This is a genomic window from Bradyrhizobium genosp. SA-4 str. CB756, assembly GCF_000473125.1.
GTDB classification, from domain to species: Bacteria; Pseudomonadota; Alphaproteobacteria; order Rhizobiales; family Xanthobacteraceae; genus Bradyrhizobium; species Bradyrhizobium arachidis.
The window spans coordinates 703,441-720,357 of record NZ_KI421499.1; the positions used below are offsets into that span (position 1 = coordinate 703,441).

The window sequence follows — 16,917 nt, forward strand, 5'->3', positions numbered from 1 at the left end:
TCTCTTTTGCATCGAAAGAACTATCCAAACAATTCGGCGCCGGCGAGGCACGCCGGCGCCGACTTCGAGTTGCGTGCGCTTCCTCAGCCCGGCCCGGCGCCTTGCGTTGCCGTATACACCGCATAGAGCGACTGGCTCCCCGCCATGAACAGGCGGTTGCGCTTGGGGCCGCCGAAGGTGATGTTGCCGCAGACTTCCGGCAGGCGGATGCGGCCGAGCAGCTTGCCCTCCGGCGACCACACCGTGACGCCGTTATAGCCGACGGCGCGGCCGGCATTGCTCGAGGACCAGAGATTGCCGTTGACGTCGCAGCGCAGGCCGTCTGGACCGCACTTCACGCCGTCGATCACGCAATCGCTGAACCGCTTGACGTTGGACAGCTTGTTGTCCGCGCCGACGTCGGCCACGAAGATCTCGCCCTTGCCGCCGGGGCCGGTGTCGCCCGGACCCTTGCCGGTCGAGGCGATGTAGAGCTTCTTGAAATCGGGCGAGAAGCACAATCCGTTCGGATCGGGCACCTGCTCCTCGGTGACGACGAGGTCGATGCGGCCCGAGGGATCGATGCGATAGCAATTGGTCGGCAGCTCGCGCTTGCCCGGCGCGAAGCCGGCCGGCTGTCCGATCCGCGGATTGAGCTTGCCGGTCGTATTGCTCGGGCCGCCCGGACCATCGGGCTCGCCTTCGTACAGCTGGCCGCCATAGGGCGGATCGGTGAACCAGTAGCTGCCGTCGGGATGCGCCGCGATGTCGTTCGGCGAGTTCAGCCGCTTGCCCTGATAGGAATCGGCGAGCACGGTCGCGGTGCCGTCATGCTCATAGCGCGTCACCCGGCGCGTCAAGTGTTCGCAGGAGAGCTGGCGGCCCTGGAAGTCGAACGAGTTGCCGTTGGAATTGTTGGAGGGCGAGCGGAACACGCTGACATGGCCGTCGTCCTCGCTCCAGCGCATCTGCCGGTTGTTGGGAATGTCGCTCCACAGCAGATACCGTCCTTGCGCGCTCCAGGCCGGACCCTCGGCCCACAACAGGCCGGTGTAGAGGCGCTTGATCGCGGTGTTGGGCTGGGCGAGATCGTTGAAGGATGGATCGACCGCGAGGATGTCGGGGTCCCAGAAATAAGTGGTCGGCGCACCGCGGGGGCTGAAATCGCGGGGCGGCGTGGTGATGGTCGTTGGTGGTGCGGCTGGTCCCGTCTGCGCCAGCGCGGCGCCGGTTGCAGCCGCGGTGGCCACGGCACCGAATGCAAGTCCCTGGACAAGTGTTCGTCGTGAAAGCGCAGCATCCCGGTCACGCTGCTCGTGGTCACGAGCCTCTTGGCGTGTCATCGCGTCCTCCCGATCATGTTCGGCTGGCCGGTTGATCCGGCCGAGCAGGAGTGGAGGTTAATGCGGTCCGCAGTCAGTTGCGAGAGCCGGCTTTGCATGTTCTGCGCGATTGCGGGATGTCGCGATTTCGTCGCAGGTCTGTCCAAAACGCGGGCAGTGCTGCGCAGGAACCTGCATATGGTTGCTCGAAAAATGTGAACGACTATTGGTTCTCCTCCGCGAATCCGGCCTCCGGCATTTCAAGCCTTGATTTCGCGCTTATTGCCGCGCACAAAAACGTCCCGGGGCGCAGGTCGGAGTTGGTCGTGGGTGGCGTTGTCATATTGATCGTATTGCTCGGGATCGCGTTCGCGGCCGGCTATTTCACGCGCGACCAGATCTCCCGCAAGCGACATGCGGAAGCGCGCCGCATGCGCGGCTACGCAAAGGCGGACTGGGACCGTGCCACCGCGCCCGCCAACACCAATGAGATCGCGAGCACCAGGCCGGCAGCACCCGTCGCCACCGGCGAGCTCGGCCAGATGCTGAACCGCTGGGAGACCCGGGCTCGCGCTCGCCGCGCGGGATAGTGTGACGTTGTCTCCTGCTCGCAATGACGCAAAGACTGCCGCGAGCGCCAATCCATCACCGTTACCCCTAAGGTGCGCGTTCGGCGGCGCGCCTGCGACGCTGGACGCGCCTCGAAGGGCGACGGCCCGGCTGCGTCAGCTCGGCCGTTCATCCTTCGAGGCTCTCCGCGGGGCGTGTTGCGCCCCGCGCCTCGCACCTCAGGATAACGGGGCTCGGGCCGAGCGGTGAACGCAACGCCCGCCGACACGCAATCAGGTCAGTCCCCCTGACCATCTTTTGGCGTTGCAGTTGCGCCCGTTTCTCGTCTAGAAACAGACGCATCGAGCCTCCCGGCAACCAACCGTCAACGGTTTTGACCGAGGATTTGGGGCTCAAAAGGGTCTGGCAATGCTGATTCGCGGCCAAATCGATGGGATTTCGGGGGAGGTGGCTCTGGCCGCCGCCACGATCCCGGCCGCGCTGCTGCCCACCCTCCTTATTGGCGGCCTTCTTCTTACTTGCCCCTGAGGGCCGGCTGGGCGCCACGCGCCTGGGCACTCAGGGGTTGGTACGAGATCACCGGACAACCTCAGGCGCTCAAGGCAGATGAAGGGCGCCGAAGCTCAAAAGGAAATTTGAAATGGCCCCCGCGAACAAGTCCGACAAGGACCGCGTCATCATTTTCGACACTACCCTGCGCGACGGCGAGCAGTGCCCCGGCGCCACCATGACCTTCGAGGAGAAGCTCGAGGTCGCCGAGCTGCTGGACGATATGGGCGTCGACGTCATCGAGGCCGGCTTCCCGATCACCTCCGAAGGCGACTTCCAGGCGGTCAGCGAGATCGCGCGCCGCTCGAAGAACTCCGTCATCGCCGGCCTGTCGCGCGCGCATCCCGCGGACATCGACCGCTGTGCCGAAGCCGTGAAATTTGCAAAACGCGGCCGCGTCCACACCGTGATCGCGACCTCGCCGCTGCACATGCGGGTGAAGCTCAACAAGACGCCGGAGCAGGTGATCGAGACCTCGGTTGCGATGGTCGCGCGCGCCCGCAACCAGATCGACGACGTCGAATGGTCGGCCGAGGACGGCACCCGCAGCGAGATGGATTTTCTCTGCCGCATCGTCGAGGCCGTGATCAAGGCGGGCGCCACCACGGTGAACATCCCCGATACCGTCGGCTACACGGTGCCGGAGGAATACACCCACTTCATGAAGACGCTGATCGAGCGCGTGCCGAACTCGGACAAGGCGGTGTTCTCGGTGCATTGCCATAACGACCTCGGCATGGCCGTGGCGAACTCGCTGGCCGGCATCGTCGGCGGCGCGCGCCAGGTCGAGTGCACCATCAATGGCATCGGCGAGCGCGCCGGCAATGCCGCGCTCGAAGAGATCGTGATGGCGATCAACGTGCGCAACGACAAATTTCCGTACTGGAACAAGATCGACACCACGCAGCTGACCCGCGCCTCCAAGGTCGTGTCGGCGGCGACCTCGTTCCCGGTCCAGTACAACAAAGCCATCGTCGGCCGGAATGCGTTCGCGCATGAGAGCGGCATCCACCAGGACGGCGTGCTGAAGGACGCCTCGACCTACGAGATCATGCGGCCCGAGATGGTCGGCCTGAAGCAGTCCTCGCTGGTGCTCGGCAAGCACTCCGGCCGCCATGCCTTCGTGCACAAGCTGGAAGAGATGGGCTACAAGTTGGGCCCGAACCAGCTGGAAGATGCGTTCACGCGGATGAAGGCGCTCGCCGACCGCAAGAAGGACATCTACGACGAGGACATCGAGGCGCTGGTCGACGAAGAGATGGCGGCCTCGCACGATCGCATCAAGCTGACCTCGCTGACCGTGATCGCCGGCACCCATGGTCCGCAGCGCGCGACCATGAAGCTGGACGTCGACGGCCAGATCAAGATCGAGGAGGCCGAGGGCAACGGTCCGGTCGATGCGGTGTTCAACTGCATCAAGCGCCTGGTGCCGCATGAGGCCAAGCTCGAGCTGTATCAGGTCCACGCCGTGACCGAAGGCACCGACGCGCAGGCGGAAGTCTCGGTGCGCCTGTCGCAGGACGGCCGCTCGATGACGGCACGCGCGGCGGATCCGGATACGCTGGTGGCTTCGGCCAAGGCCTATCTCGGCGCCCTCAACAAGATTGTCATGAAGCGCCAGCGCGACACCGTGACGACGGCGGCGGCGAGCTGACGTTGCTGACTTCGCCTCTCCCGCTTGCGGGAGAGGCCGACGCCCGAAGGGCGGCGGGTGAGGGTTTTCTCCTCTAGGGAAAGGGTTTCTCCTCTAGGGAAGTCCCACTGTTGAGAGACCCTCTCCCCAACCCTCTCCCGCAAGCGGGAGAGGGGGGCGCAGCGGCATTCATGATGAATACCTGCCCTGCTAACGGCCAATAGCGGCTCACTCTCCCAGCCGCTATTGATGCTCCCGGCTCGAAAATAGGCGCCCGCGTTGGGCCGCCCAAGAGAATAACAAGGGAGAGATTATGCGTACCTTCGCGATCGCCGCGTCCATTGCGGCACTGGCACTTGGTCTGAATCTTGGCTTGACCGGGCCGGCATCGGCTCAATCGCCGATCATCATCAAGTTCAGCCACGTGGTCGCGACCGACACGCCGAAGGGCAAGGCGTCGGAGAAGTTCAAGGAGCTCGCCGAGAAGTACACGAACGGCAAGGTCAAGATCGAAGTCTACCCGAACTCGACGCTCTACAAGGACAAGGAAGAGCTCGAGGCGCTCCAGCTCGGCAGCGTGCAGATGTTGGCTCCGTCCAACTCCAAGTTCGGTCCGCTCGGCATCCGCGAGTTCGAGGTGTTCGATCTGCCCTACATCCTGCCCGACCTGAAGACGCTGCGGAAGGTGACGGAAGGCCCGCTCGGAGCCAAGCTGCTCAAGCTGCTCGAGCCGAAGGGCATCACCGGCCTTGCCTATTGGGACAACGGCTTCAAGCAGATGAGCGCCAACAAGAAGCTGATTGCTCCCGCCGATTACCAGGGCGTGAAGTTCCGCATCCAGTCCTCGCGCGTGCTCCAGGCCCAGTTCAAGGCACTCGGCTCGCTGCCGCAGGTGATGGCGTTCTCGGAAGTCTACCAGGCGCTGCAGACCGGCGTCGTCGACGGCCAGGAGAACACCTGGTCGAACATCTATACCCAGAAGATGCACGAGGTGCAGAAGTACATCACCGAGACCAACCACGGCTACATCGGCTACGTCGTGATCGTGAACAAGAAGTTCTGGGACGATCTGCCGGCCGACATCCGCGACCAGCTGTCCAAGGCGATGAAGGAGGCGACCGACTTCAACAACGCGCAGTCGCAGAAGGAGAACGACGACGCGCTCGCCGAGATCAAGAAGAGCGGCAAGAGCGAGATCATCAAGCTGACGCCGGAGCAGGATGCTGCGATGCGCAAGGCGATGGAGCCGGTCTACAAGGACGCTGCGAGCCGCGTCGGCCAGCCGCTGATCGACGAATTCCAGAAGGAAGCCAAAAGCGCGACTAACTAAGCGCGCGACCAACTAGGAGCGCGACGAACCAGGAGCGCGACGAACCAAGTCGCGCCATGCACGGATAGATCATGCATGAACAAAGGGCTTCCGTGCCGGCACGGAAGCCCTTTTTGTTGCAAATCATTTCAGTGTGCATCTGAACGGACATTCACGGTAGTTACATCTCCGTAAGAACGTGCTCCCTGTCCAAGTTGTAAGTTGCGCGTCAGCCGCTTGGCGCTCATCCTCACGCCCATCCTTCCAGAGGAGGTACGCATGAGGAAGTTCACCATCGCCGCCATCGCCGTGCTCAGCATCGCCGGCTCGGGCGCGGTCTATGCCCAATATCATCGTCCGTGGATGGAGCACTTCCGCCACATCCGCATGAACCCGGAAGACCGCGCCGCCTTCGTCGACGCGCGGATCGCCGCCGTCCATGCCGGGCTGAAGCTCAACGCCGATCAGGAGAAGCTGTGGCCGCCGGTCGAGGCCGCGGTGCGCGATTTCGCCAAGCTGCGCATCGATCGCGCCAATGCGCGGATGAACGCTGGCCCCGGCGATGCCGACAAGCCGGAGGATCCGGTCGCCCGCCTGCGCCAGCGCGCCGAGGACATGGGCGCGGCCTCCGCCGCCCTGAAGAAGATCGCCGATGCCGCCGATCCGCTCTACAAGACGCTCGACGAGGGCCAGAAGCGGCGCCTCGCCGTGCTGACCCGCCACCGCGGCCCGTTCGGCGGCGGCGAGGACGGCCCGCCCCGGCACTTCATGGAACGGGGCATGGACCGTATGATGGAGCGCGGCATGGAGCACTTCCGCCGCGATCGTTTCGACCGCGACGACGGTCCGGACCGGGACCGCGAGGGCCGGCTCTGAGCCACCGCGGATTTTACGGGGATTAACCTTTGCGAAGCCGCTGGAATCCAGCGGCTTTTCGCTTTTTGGGGACTGTGGAAAAACCTTCGCCGCATCGCTTGCCAGACCCGGATCGCTTTGCTAAACGACCGGCCTCGCAAGGCATTTGACCGCCTTTCGGGCGCATAGCTCAGTTGGTAGAGCAGCTGACTCTTAATCAGCGGGTCCCAGGTTCGAGCCCTGGTGCGCCCACCAAATCAATGCCTTAGCTATCAAAAACCGTTTGAGTACCTGATTTTTCAAACGGTCGTTTTGCGGTGATAGAGCCTCACTGCGAAATTGCTGTCCGAGACGGTCGGCGCGTATGCGACCTGCAAACGCAATCTCTCCAATGATGGATTGGAGCGAGAGTCTAAGTTCTTCAAGCAGTTAGAAGGTGGCGTGTGCACGGCGTGTGCACCGGGAGGTCCAAGAAAATCTCATCATGGCCAAGATGAGCAGACCTTCTGAGATACACGTGAGCAGCCTCGGATCGGCGGACGACTACAAGCCGACATTTCCGATGGCGGCGAAGAGACCTGCGTCGCGCCATTCGCCGCTCTGCGCCAATTGCCAATGCGCGCAATGGACAATAGGGGCGGGCCCGACGATGCTGCGCAGGGCTTCGCAACCGGAGGTACAGATCGCTTGTTCAGTCGGGTCCGCGATTTGCGGTCAGTTGCTGGCGATATCGCTCGGCATCCCAATTCAGCAGCGTGTACTCATTCTCCCGCGTTAGATAGCGAACCTGTGCCGCAAGAGGTAAGCGGCAGGTCACCAGGGCGAGACAGCTCAGCATCGCTTCGGCGCCGTCGCTTGCATCCTCGCGAGCGACGCAACCGAGGCCTGGAATGAGCAGTGCGACCGGGTGTGGCAGCCCGTCGGCCCGTACTCGTGATGCAGGGGCGCGAAAGTCTTCCCCCCGTTCCAGAACGGGTAAGCCCGAACCGAGGAAGACCACATGATCCGGATAGAGCGAACCGCTGGTCGCAATCGCGCGGCTGAAAGGGTCGATTGCAATGCTGTGGCATTGCGGGTCCTTTGGCAGGCGATACGCCGTGCCGGCGCAGATTGAGCGAAGCGCATCTTCATCTGGACGAATTGCGGAGCGCGGCGCAAGCGCCAGGCGGCTCTCGACTTCGTCGACCAGAGCCTCTGCGCCGGCGCAGGTCTCGGCACCGACCACCAGCCCATGATTACCAAGGACAAGCACATCCGCCTTGTGCTGCCCCAGCGTATGATTCACGACGCTGGCGAGCGGCAGTCCCGGATGGTGATAGTCGAGCCAGTGCCAGGCTAGTCCTTCCAGTCGCCTGGCAAACTCCTCCCGCGCATCGGTCCGCACCGCCCAGGCGATGGTATTGACCGAATGGACATGCAGCACGACCGTGTGCGGCATGAGCGCGTGGAGCGAGGTCTCGATCGAGGCCCGCAATGTCGTGCCGGCGTCGGGCGCGAGCGGCACCCGTTCATCACCCTGCGCGAGCGCCGCGCGCGCCGCGCTAAGCGCGACCGGCACGAAGATGTTCTTTTCCTCAGCATCTGCGAGCCAAGTGCCGGACGCCTTCACCCAGAGCAAATCGTCGTGCTTGATTGAGGAGTTGCCGCCGGCGCCTTGCACCAGCAGGATGTTGCGACCGACGCGCGCCGATGTGCGGCGCAGCTCATGGAGCAAGGCAGGTTGCTGTTGCATCGCGCGCCTCTCACCAGGCCAGATGGTTCATCGTCCAGTGCGGCATCGGAACGTCCGCGCCGACCGATCTTCGCAATGTGAGGACCCCGTTCGAAGAATTCCGCGTCGCAACGCGGTGCACGCCCGATCTTAGCAGCAGTGTCAGCATGCCCGCCCTGCGGGCGCCGGCGACGTCGTGATCGAGGCTGTCGCCGATCATCAGCACGCGCGCAGGGTCCGGTTGGCGCAGCCGTTCGAGCGCCGCCGCAAAGATCGGCGCATGCGGCTTGCCGACATAGGCCACGCGACCACCCAGCGTTTCATAGAAGCGCGCCAATGCGCCGGGCGCAGGGATCAATCCGGTGACACCGAACATGGCCAGGTCGGGATTGGCGCACAGCATCGGCAGTCCGCGCGCCGTAGCATCCGTCAGGTGCGCGCGCCAGCGCTCGGGTTCGGCGACAGCGTCGTCGAGGCCTGCGAGCAGGATGAAATCGGCCCGTTCAACATCGGCCACGACGCTGAGGTCGAGCCCGTCAATGATCGAGTGATCGCCGCCGCGCGTGACGAGGAAGCACGATTGGCCGAGATCCTTGAATGGTACGCGCGCGCGTTCCCGCAAGCCCGTCCAGGTCACTTCGCCCGAGGTCAGGATGCCGTCATAGGCCGTTGGCGGCAGGCCGAGTCTTGCGAGCCGCTCTTCGTTGCTGCCCGCGCGCTTGCCCGAGTTCGACAGAACCAGCACGCGCTTGCCGGCCGCCTTCAGCCTTGCGACGCAGTCGCGCGCCGCCGCAAACACCGCGCCGCCCTCGTGCAGCGTGCCCCATTGATCGAGCAGCACGTGATCGAACCGGTCGGCGATCGGGCCGAGCGCGTCGATTTCGATGGCACCAGGTCTCATGAGGGACGGCCCTGCATGGCGAGCCGCGCCGCGCCATAGCTTGCTTCGGTCTGCTCGGCCGTGGTCACCGGAACGCCGAGTGCGCGGCGCCTGATCTCGGTCCAGGCTTCATTCACTGCGCCGCCGCCAATGCTGATGACGCGACGTAATGGCGGTGCGCCGAGCCGCGCGAGTTGTTGATAGGCGAGCGCTTCGACCGATGCGACGCCTTCGAGCAGAGCCTGGAAGAAGCGATGATCTTCCGCTGGGCGCGGCGTGATCCGTGCGGCCAACGTCGGATCGGCAATCGGAAAGCGCTCGCCGGGTTTCGGCAGCGGATAGTAGTCCAGCCCGATCGGCTCCTTCGGCCTCAGTTGCGGCGTCAGCCGCTCTATGTCGGCAGCCGAAAAATGCGCAAGCAGCGCGCCGCCGCCGGAATTGGAGGCGCCGCCGGCAAGCCAGCGCTCGCCGAGCCGGTGTGAATAGACGCCCTGATCGGCAGCAAAGATCGGCTGCGTCGCAAGCAGCTTGACCACCAGCGTCGTGCCGAGCGAGGTCACGGCATCGCCGGGCGCGTCGGCGCGCGCGGCGATGAAGGCGGCGACGCCATCGGTGGTGCCGGCCGCAATGCGAGCCGAGCCCGACAGGCCAAGCTCCGCGGCAATCTTCGGGTCGATCCCGGCGAACGGCGTCCCCGGCACCAGCACACGTGGCAGCATCGTGCGGGAAACGCCGAGTTGTTCGAGCCAGGCCGGCCAGGTGCGCGTGACGGGATCGTAGCCGAGCTTCAAGGCGTTGTTCTCGTCGCTGACGCCGTGCTCGCCGGTAAGCCGGCCGGCGATCCAGTCGGCCTGATGCACGGCAAGGCGCGCGTTGCTGGCTTTGGGGTTGCTCGACAGATGCAGCAGCTTCGCAAGCGCGCTGCTCGCGCCGTGCGCGCCGCTTTCCTCCGGGGCGATCGATGCGATGCGGTCGGCTTCCTTCGCCGCGCGGGCATCGTTGTACATCAGTCCCGGCGTGCAGGGCCGTCCGTCAGCATCGATCAGCAGCAGCGTACCTGACGTGCCGTCGACACAGATGCGTTCGACGGCTTCGAGATCGATGCTGCGGCCGAGCTTGCTGATTGTGACCGCCGTCGCATGCCACCAGCATTCCGGATCCTGATCAATCGCATTGCCGTCCTGTCGCGGCGGGGCAAGGGGGGCGGATTCCATGCCCTGGATGTCGCCGCGCGCATCGACGGCGCAGGCGCGCACCCCGCTGGTTCCGATGTCGATGCCGAGAAACATGCTCGTCATTTCGATCTCACCTCCCTTTGGCACGCCGCAACGGCTGAGACCGCAAATCGCCGCTGCGATTGCAGTGCAGCACGTTTGGGGGATTGACGTCCCGGCAGGCCTCTGCAATTTTTTGCAAGACATGAAGAAATTTGCAAGCGGGCTTTTTCGCCGTGGTGATGCAACCGGACAGGCTGGCGACGATTGACGGCGAAGCGTCGCTCGCGACACGCGCGGCCTGGCTCTACTTCGCCGCCGGACTGACCCAGTCGGAGGTGGCCGACCGCCTCAACATCCAGAGCACCAAGGCGCACCGGCTGATCGCGCGCGCCAGTCGCGAGGGCATGATCCGGGTCTTCGTGGAAGGGCCGGTCGCCGAATGCGTCGCGCTGGAGAACACGCTGGTCGAGCGCTACGGGCTCTCCTTCTGCCGTGTCGCGCCCGATCTCGGCGAGGGCGACCTGCCGCTGAAGGCGCTGGCACTGGAGGGTGCCAGCTTCCTGCGGCAGATCCTCGAGCGCGGCGAGCACATGATCATCGGCGTCGGCCACGGCCGCACGCTCGCCGCGATGGTGGAACAATTGCCGCAGACGCCGGCGCGCGGCGTGCAATTCGTGTCGCTGCTTGGAGGGCTGACGCGGAAATTCGCCGCCAATCCGTTCGACGTCATCCATCGCCTGGCCGAGCGGACCGGTGCGGAGGCCTATCTTCTGCCGGTTCCCGTGTTCGCCAATTCTGTCGCCGACCGCGCCGTTCTGATGCAGCAGTACGGCATAGCCGATGTGTTCGCGCTCGCCCGCAAGGCCTCGCTGTTGTTCGTCGGCATCGGCCAGATCCATGCCGAGGGCTTTCTGGTCTCGAGCGGCATGATCAGGCCGGACGAGGTCGTGGAACTGAAGCGGGAAGGCGCCTGCGCCGACCTGCTCGGCCATTTCTTCAATGCCGATGGCGAGATGCTCGACATCGATCTGTCGGCGCGCGCCACCTCGATGGAGGCGGCGGATTTGCGGAAGCACCGCATCGTCGCCATCGGCGGCGGACTGGTCAAGGTCACGGCGCTGCGCGCAGTTTTGCGCAGTGGCCTCCTGCACGGCCTCATCATCGATGAGGTGACAGCGCAGGCACTCGCTACCGACAAGCCGGAGGCAACATCCGGCAAAATCAAGAACAAAGGTCGGAAGGGAAAGTAAACGCGCACCATGGGAGGTTACAATGCACGATCGCGAGAAGAATCTGTTCGATTCCTACGCCGCCAAACGCATCAGCCGGCGTGATTTACTGGACGGAGCCGCCAAGCTCGGCATCGCCGGCGCAGCGGCCAACGCAGCCTTCGCCTCCGCGATGTCGCGGGCGATGGCCGCGGACTTCAACTGGAAGGCCTATAGCGGCAAGTCCGTCAAGCTGCTGCTGAACAAGCATCCCTACGTCGATGCGATGATCGGCGACCTCGAAGCGTTCAAGACGCTGACGGGCATGAACGTCACCTACGATATCTTCCCGGAGGACGTCTATTTCGACAAGGTGACGGCGGCGCTGTCCTCGAAGTCGGATCAGTACGACGCCTTCATGACCGGCGCCTACATGACCTGGACCTATGGTCCGGCCGGCTGGATCGAGGACCTCAACACCTACATCAAGGATCCCGCCAAGACCAACCCGGCCTTCGCCTGGGACGACGTGCTGCCCGGTCTGCGGTCCTCGACCGCCTGGGACGGCATTGCGGGCTCCGAGCTCGGCTCGGGCAAGGCCAAGCAGTGGTGCATCCCCTGGGGCTACGAGCTCAACAACATCGCTTACAACCGCAACATCTTCGACAAGGTCGGCGTCAAGCCGCCGCAGAACCTCGACGAAATGCTTGAGGTAGCGGCGAAGATCACCAAGGACGCGGGCGGGCCTTACGGCGTCGGCGTGCGCGGCTCGCGCTCCTGGGCAACTATCCATCCCGGTTTCCTCTCGGCTTATTCGAACTTCGGCCAGAAGGACTTTGCGATGGAAGGCGGCAAGCTGAAGGCCGCGATGAACACCAAGGCCTCGAAAGATTTCCACGAGAAGTGGGTCAAGATGATCCAGGGCTCGGGTCCGAAGAACTGGTCGACCTACACCTGGTACCAGGTCGGCACCGATCTCGGCGCCGGCGCGTCCGGCATGATCTTCGACGCCGACATTCTCGGCTACTTCATGAACGGCGGCGATAACAAGGAGAAGGGCCATCTTGGCTACGCACCCTTCGCCGCCAACCCGGCGGCCAAGGCGCCGACGCCGAACGTCTGGATCTGGTCGCTCGCAATGTCGAGCTTCTCCAAGCAGAAGGACGCGGCCTGGGTGTTCATGCAATGGGCGGCCTCGACCGAGCACGGCCTGTTCGGTGCCCGCAAGATGGACTTCGTCAACCCGGTGCGCGCCTCGGTCTGGAAGGACTCGGAGTTCCGCGACCGCATCGCAAAGTCCTATCCCGGCTATCTGGAGCAGCATGACGTCTCTGCCCCGGGCGCCAAGATCTACTTCACAGCGCAGCCGCTGTTCTTCGACCTGACCACCGAATGGGCGGCCTCGCTCCAGAAGATGGTCGCCAAGGAGATCAGCGTCGACGAAGGCCTCGACAAGCTCGCTGACAGCATAAACCGTCAGCTCAAACAGGCAGGTCTTGGTTGAATAGGTCTTGGATGAACTAGCCTCGGTTGACGCCTTTCGTGGTGTCTTAATTCCTCCGCGCCACGACAACCCGCCGGTTCGGAACGCCTACCCGATCCGGGCCGGCGGTGTTGCAGTGAGTATGTGATCCCGTATCATCATGAGCATGGTTCAACTCCTTCAGACCTCCGCGCTTCCGCGCCGCACCACGAGGCTGCGCGGGCGCATGCTGCCTTACCTGCTGAGCCTGCCGGCTCTGCTCGTCTGCATCGCAATCCTGGTGCCATTCGTGACGGCCGCGGTCTATTCGCTCCAGCGCTACCGGCTGAACCTGCCGTACTTGCGCGGCTTCATCGGTGTCGACAATTACATCGACTTCCTCTCCGACCCCGCATTCTGGAATACGCTGCGCATCTCGCTCGTCTATACCGCCTTGACCGTGGTACTCGAGCTTCTGCTCGGCCTTGGTATCGCCTTGCTCCTGCGGCGGCCGACGCGCTTCCACAATGCGGTGTCGATCGTGCTTCTGCTGCCGCTGATGACGGCACCCGCGATTGCCGCGCTGATGTGGAAGCTGATGACCAATCCGAGCTTCGGCATCCTGTCCTATCTGGTCAGCCTGTTCGGCGTGCACGATTTCAAATGGGCGTCGGACCCGTCGAGCGCGCTGTTCACGGTCGTGCTGGTCGACGTCTGGGTCTACACGCCCTTCATCATGATTCTGCTGCTTGCGGGCCTGCGCTCGCTGCCGCGCCAGCCGTTCGAGGCGGCGGCGCTCGACGGCGTTCCGGCAAGCTTCGTGTTCTTCCGCATCACGCTGCCGATGCTTGCGCCCTACATCATCACGGCCTCGCTGTTCCGCCTGCTCGATTCCATCCAGCAGTTCGACATCATCTATGCGATGACGCAAGGCGGGCCCGGCGACCGGCTGATGGTGTTCCAGGTCCAGGCCTATCTCGAATTCTTCCAGTACACCAATGTCGGCCGCTCGGCGGCGCTGCTGATGATCCTGTGGCTGATCACCAACATCCTGTCAAACATCTTCATCAAGAACTGGCTGCGGCTGCGCGCACGCGCCCATGGTCACGGCTGAGGAGGCGGCGATGGATCATTCCAGTCTCGCAGGTCGCATCTTCCGGGGCGTGGCTTTGGCGCTGGTGCTTGTCTTCTTCATGTTCCCGATCGTCTGGATCCTCATGATGTCGTTCCAGACGAACGAACAGATCCTGCGGATTCCGCCGCACATCCTGTTCGAGCCGACGCTTTCCAACTATCAGGCCTTGATCTCGGGCCAACTACGCACCACGGCCGGAAATCTTGAGATCTCCTTCATGCGCAACCTCATGAACAGCTTCGTGCTGTCGAGTGCGGCGGTGGTCCTGGCACTGCTGCTCGGCGTGCCCGCGGCCTATGCCTTTGCGCGGTTCAAGTTCCGTCTGGGCGAGAGCATCGCATTCACGCTGCTCTCGTTCCGCTTCGCTCCGCCTCTGCTCGTGCTGCTGCCGCTGTCGCTCTACTATCAGCAGCTCGGGCTCAGCGACACCTATTTCGGCATCGTCTGGGTCTATCAGCTCATCGCGCTGCCGTTGATCCTGTGGATCGTCCGCGGCTATTTCGAGGACATCAGTCCGGACATCGAGCACGCCTATCGGCTCGCCGGCCATTCCTGGCGCGAGGCCTTTACACGCATTGCGGTGCCGCTTGCCGGTCCCGGGATCGCGGCGGCGGGTCTGCTGTCCTTCATCTTCTGCTGGAACAACTTCGTCTTCGCGCTGATCCTGGCCTCCGCCGACAAACAGCCGGTGACCGTAGGCGCGCTAGCCTTCGTCACGGCCTCCGGCATCCAGTACGGCCAGATCGCAGCCGCGATCGTGCTCTCGGTCACGCCGACGCTGCTGCTCGCGCTCTATGCGCAGCGCTATCTGGTCGAGGGTCTGTCGCTCGGCGCGGTGAAAGGCTGACAGGATGGCGCGTCTCGAACTCAATTCCGTTGGCAAGGCGTTCGGCGCGGTACGTTGCGCCGACAACCTTTCGCTCGCTGTCGAGCCCGGCGAGATCGTCGCGGTGTTCGGGCCTTCGGGCAGCGGCAAGACCGTGCTGCTGCGCATGATCGCGGGCATGTTCGAGCCCGATGAGGGCGACATCCTGGTCGGCGGCCGATCTATCGTCGGCGCGCCGCCGGAGCAGCGCGGCATCGGCATGGCCTTCCAGAACTTTGCGCTGTTCCCGCATATGAGCGCGCGGGACAATATCGCGAGCGGCCTGCGGACGAAGGCCAAGGGCGGAGAGTTGGCTTCGCGGGTCACGTCGATCAGCCGGTTGTTGAAGATCGAGGATGTGCTCAGCCACATGCCCCGCGAATTGTCCAACGGGCAAAAGCAGCGAACGGCGCTCGCGCGTGCGCTGATCGGCAATCCGGAGGTGCTGCTCCTGGATGATCCCTTGCGCAACGTCGATGCAAAACTTCGCTATGAAATGCGGCTGGAGCTGCCGAGCCTGTTGCGGCGCAGCTCCGCCGCTGTGCTCTATGTTACCCAGGACTATCGCGAAGCGATGGCGATTGCGGACCGCATCGCGGTGTTGATCGAGGGCCGTCTTGTCCAGGTCGCGCGCCCCGAAGAGATCTACGCCCGGCCGGCATCGGTTGCGGTAGCGCGCTTGTTCGGCGACCCCAGCATCAATCTCGCCGAAGTCACGCCGCAGGCCGAGCAGGGCGCGCTGACAGCCGAAGTGGCCGGGACGCGTATGCGTCTCGAGTCCCCCGACAGGCAGCCGGCCGATTATGGCGCATGCTGGCTGGGCGTCCGTCCCGACGATCTCACAATCGCGCGTGCCGCCAGCGAGGGCGCGATCCCGGCGCGCGTCGTCGCGGTCACACCGATGCACGAAAGAGCCGTGCTGCTGCTGCGCTTTGCCGATGGCTCTGAATGGCTCGCGGCGCTGCCGCCGGATTCACCGATGGCGAGCGCTGACGACGGCGTCTTCGTCCGTTTCGCGCCGGAGGTGGCGCTGTTGTTCGATCGTGCGACCGGGCTCCGGGTTGGTCTGCCGCACCGGCGTCAGGCGGCGTGAGGAGAGCGGACCCATGGCCATGCTCGAAATCAAGAATGTCGATAAGGTCTATAGCAGCCGCGGCAAGCCGCCGGTGCATGCCGTCCGCGCACTCAACATGCAAGTGAAGAAAGGCGAGATCGTTGCTCTCTTAGGCTCCTCTGGTTGCGGCAAGACCTCGACCTTGCGGATGATCGCGGGGTTCGAGAGCGTGACCTCGGGCGCGATCGCGCTGTCGCAGCGACGGATCGACGAGCTGCCGCCGGCGAGGCGCAAAGTGGCGATGGCCTTCGAAGGCTATTCGCTCTATCCGCCGCTGACGGTGCGCGAAAACATCGCCTTTGCGCTCAAGGCGCAGCAACTCTCGCGCAGCGAGATATCGCGCCGGGTCGAAGCGATCGCGCGGCTGGTCGAGATCGAAGATATTCTCGACAGCTTTCCGCGCGCCATCTCGGGCGGGCAGCAGCAGCGCGTTTCGCTCGCCCGCGCGTTGGTGCGCGACGCCGACCTCTACCTGCTCGATGAGCCCATGGGCCAGCTCGAACCGCAACTCCGCGCGGTGCTGCGTGGCCGGATCAAGGGTCTGCTGGCCGAGCGCGGCATGACGGCGATCTTCGTCACCCATGACCAGACCGAGGCGAGCGCGCTCGCTGATCGCATCGCGGTGATGGAGGACGGCGTCCTCCAGCAATTCGCCTGCGAAAAGGAATTGAAGAACCGCCCGGCCAATCTCTTCGTCGCCAGCTTCATCGGCGAGCCGCCGATGAATCAGCTGGAGACAGAGGTTGCCCCCGCCGATGGCGGTTTCCGCCTGTCGGTCGGCTCCGATATCGCGTTCCAAATTCCAGGCCAATTGCTCGATCAGGCTGCGCGGCAGGCACTTGGCCAGACGAGAGGAGTCCGGGTCGGCATCCGCCCACAGAAGATTGCGGTCGGAACGGGCGATGTCCGCGTGCGCGTCGTGTCTAATCAATGGCTCGGCGACCAGTCGCATGTCGCGGGAGAATGCGCCGGCCACCTCCTGATCGCGGTGACACCGAGCCGGATCGCGGCGCGGCCGGGCGACGTCATCCCGCTCGCGCTGGAGCCGCGTCACCTCCACATCTTCGGGGCCGACGGCACCTGCATTCGCCATGCGGAGGGGGGCTGA

14 protein-coding genes and 1 tRNA gene are annotated in these 16,917 nt (G+C 64.2%); 11 read left to right on the plus strand and 4 right to left on the minus strand.

Annotated elements, in window-relative coordinates; genetic code table 11:
* Window positions 1-83: 83 nt before the first annotated feature.
* Window positions 84-1,322, minus strand: a complete 1,239-nt coding sequence (locus BRAGE_RS0103395; RefSeq protein WP_028146186.1) for an SMP-30/gluconolactonase/LRE family protein — start codon at window positions 1,320-1,322, stop codon at window positions 84-86.
* A gap of 305 nt (window positions 1,323-1,627) precedes the next feature.
* On the opposite strand from BRAGE_RS0103395, the gene BRAGE_RS0103400 reads away from it, so the two are divergent.
* The 5 genes from BRAGE_RS0103400 to BRAGE_RS0103425 all read left to right on the plus strand — a co-directional run bounded on the left by BRAGE_RS0103400 (window position 1,628) and on the right by BRAGE_RS0103425 (window position 6,472).
* On the plus strand, window positions 1,628-1,891 hold the full coding sequence (locus tag BRAGE_RS0103400; RefSeq protein WP_035730901.1) for a hypothetical protein: 264 nt from the start codon (window positions 1,628-1,630) through the stop codon (window positions 1,889-1,891).
* A 620-nt stretch (window positions 1,892-2,511) separates the two neighbouring features.
* Complete coding sequence (locus BRAGE_RS0103410; RefSeq protein ID WP_027560443.1) at window positions 2,512-4,074, plus strand: 2-isopropylmalate synthase; 1,563 nt, start codon at window positions 2,512-2,514, stop codon at window positions 4,072-4,074.
* Window positions 4,075-4,366: 292 nt separating this feature from the next.
* On the plus strand, window positions 4,367-5,383 hold the full coding sequence (locus BRAGE_RS0103415; protein WP_027560442.1) for a TRAP transporter substrate-binding protein: 1,017 nt from the start codon (window positions 4,367-4,369) through the stop codon (window positions 5,381-5,383).
* Between the two features lie 258 nt (window positions 5,384-5,641).
* The gene (locus BRAGE_RS0103420; RefSeq protein ID WP_027560441.1) at window positions 5,642-6,238 is read left to right on the plus strand and encodes a Spy/CpxP family protein refolding chaperone; all 597 of its coding nucleotides are present in this window, start codon (window positions 5,642-5,644) and stop codon (window positions 6,236-6,238) included.
* 158 nt (window positions 6,239-6,396) lie between these two features.
* Window positions 6,397-6,472, plus strand: a tRNA-Lys gene (locus BRAGE_RS0103425).
* A 436-nt stretch (window positions 6,473-6,908) separates the two neighbouring features.
* Here BRAGE_RS0103425 and BRAGE_RS0103430 read toward each other — a convergent pair.
* Genes BRAGE_RS0103430 through BRAGE_RS0103440 form a run of 3 tightly spaced genes read right to left on the minus strand, consistent with a single transcriptional unit; the run spans window position 6,909 to window position 10,106 of the window.
* Complete coding sequence (locus BRAGE_RS0103430; protein ID WP_035729329.1) at window positions 6,909-7,949, minus strand: class II aldolase/adducin family protein; 1,041 nt, start codon at window positions 7,947-7,949, stop codon at window positions 6,909-6,911.
* A gap of 10 nt (window positions 7,950-7,959) precedes the next feature.
* The gene (locus BRAGE_RS0103435) at window positions 7,960-8,829 is read right to left on the minus strand and encodes a TIGR01459 family HAD-type hydrolase (protein ID WP_027560439.1); all 870 of its coding nucleotides are present in this window, start codon (window positions 8,827-8,829) and stop codon (window positions 7,960-7,962) included.
* Window positions 8,826-10,106: an FGGY-family carbohydrate kinase gene (locus BRAGE_RS0103440; protein ID WP_027560438.1), complete on the minus strand. Its 1,281-nt coding sequence runs from the start codon at window positions 10,104-10,106 to the stop codon at window positions 8,826-8,828. The genes BRAGE_RS0103435 and BRAGE_RS0103440 overlap by 4 nt, the downstream gene beginning before the upstream one ends.
* 158 nt (window positions 10,107-10,264) lie before the next feature.
* On the opposite strand from BRAGE_RS0103440, the gene BRAGE_RS0103445 reads away from it, so the two are divergent.
* From BRAGE_RS0103445 to BRAGE_RS0103470, 6 genes are all read left to right on the plus strand, one after another.
* Entirely contained in the window at window positions 10,265-11,275 is a 1,011-nt protein-coding gene (locus tag BRAGE_RS0103445; protein WP_027560437.1) for a sugar-binding transcriptional regulator, read from the plus strand.
* A 22-nt stretch (window positions 11,276-11,297) separates the two neighbouring features.
* Window positions 11,298-12,737, plus strand: coding sequence for an extracellular solute-binding protein (locus BRAGE_RS0103450; protein ID WP_027560436.1), 1,440 nt, complete (start codon window positions 11,298-11,300; stop codon window positions 12,735-12,737).
* Window positions 12,738-12,882: 145 nt separating this feature from the next.
* On the plus strand, window positions 12,883-13,809 hold the full coding sequence (locus BRAGE_RS0103455; protein WP_181411702.1) for a carbohydrate ABC transporter permease: 927 nt from the start codon (window positions 12,883-12,885) through the stop codon (window positions 13,807-13,809).
* Between the two features lie 10 nt (window positions 13,810-13,819).
* Window positions 13,820-14,677 carry a carbohydrate ABC transporter permease gene (locus BRAGE_RS0103460; protein WP_027560434.1) on the plus strand — a complete coding sequence of 286 codons (858 nt, stop codon included), beginning with the start codon at window positions 13,820-13,822 and terminating at the stop codon, window positions 14,675-14,677.
* Between the two features lie 4 nt (window positions 14,678-14,681).
* Entirely contained in the window at window positions 14,682-15,788 is a 1,107-nt protein-coding gene (locus BRAGE_RS0103465; RefSeq protein ID WP_027560433.1) for an ABC transporter ATP-binding protein, read from the plus strand.
* A 19-nt stretch (window positions 15,789-15,807) separates the two neighbouring features.
* On the plus strand, window positions 15,808-16,917 hold the full coding sequence (locus tag BRAGE_RS0103470; RefSeq protein ID WP_027560432.1) for an ABC transporter ATP-binding protein: 1,110 nt from the start codon (window positions 15,808-15,810) through the stop codon (window positions 16,915-16,917).

Excerpts from the sequence above, each read along its gene's own strand:
- BRAGE_RS0103420 (WP_027560441.1), top strand. The coding sequence starts at position 5,642 with ATGAGGAAGTTCACCATCGCCGCCATCGCCGTGCTCAGCATCGCCGGC.
- BRAGE_RS0103435 (WP_027560439.1), bottom strand. The coding sequence starts at position 8,829 with ATGAGACCTGGTGCCATCGAAATCGACGCGCTCGGCCCGATCGCCGAC.
- BRAGE_RS0103445 (WP_027560437.1), top strand. The coding sequence starts at position 10,265 with ATGCAACCGGACAGGCTGGCGACGATTGACGGCGAAGCGTCGCTCGCG.
- BRAGE_RS0103440 (WP_027560438.1), bottom strand. The coding sequence starts at position 10,106 with ATGACGAGCATGTTTCTCGGCATCGACATCGGAACCAGCGGGGTGCGC.
- BRAGE_RS0103410 (WP_027560443.1), top strand. The coding sequence starts at position 2,512 with ATGGCCCCCGCGAACAAGTCCGACAAGGACCGCGTCATCATTTTCGAC.
- BRAGE_RS0103415 (WP_027560442.1), top strand. The coding sequence starts at position 4,367 with ATGCGTACCTTCGCGATCGCCGCGTCCATTGCGGCACTGGCACTTGGT.
- BRAGE_RS0103395 (WP_028146186.1), bottom strand. The coding sequence starts at position 1,322 with ATGACACGCCAAGAGGCTCGTGACCACGAGCAGCGTGACCGGGATGCT.
- BRAGE_RS0103450 (WP_027560436.1), top strand. The coding sequence starts at position 11,298 with ATGCACGATCGCGAGAAGAATCTGTTCGATTCCTACGCCGCCAAACGC.
- BRAGE_RS0103455 (WP_181411702.1), top strand. The coding sequence starts at position 12,883 with ATGGTTCAACTCCTTCAGACCTCCGCGCTTCCGCGCCGCACCACGAGG.
- BRAGE_RS0103470 (WP_027560432.1), top strand. The coding sequence starts at position 15,808 with ATGCTCGAAATCAAGAATGTCGATAAGGTCTATAGCAGCCGCGGCAAG.
- BRAGE_RS0103430 (WP_035729329.1), bottom strand. The coding sequence starts at position 7,949 with ATGCAACAGCAACCTGCCTTGCTCCATGAGCTGCGCCGCACATCGGCG.
- BRAGE_RS0103465 (WP_027560433.1), top strand. The coding sequence starts at position 14,682 with ATGGCGCGTCTCGAACTCAATTCCGTTGGCAAGGCGTTCGGCGCGGTA.
- BRAGE_RS0103460 (WP_027560434.1), top strand. The coding sequence starts at position 13,820 with ATGGATCATTCCAGTCTCGCAGGTCGCATCTTCCGGGGCGTGGCTTTG.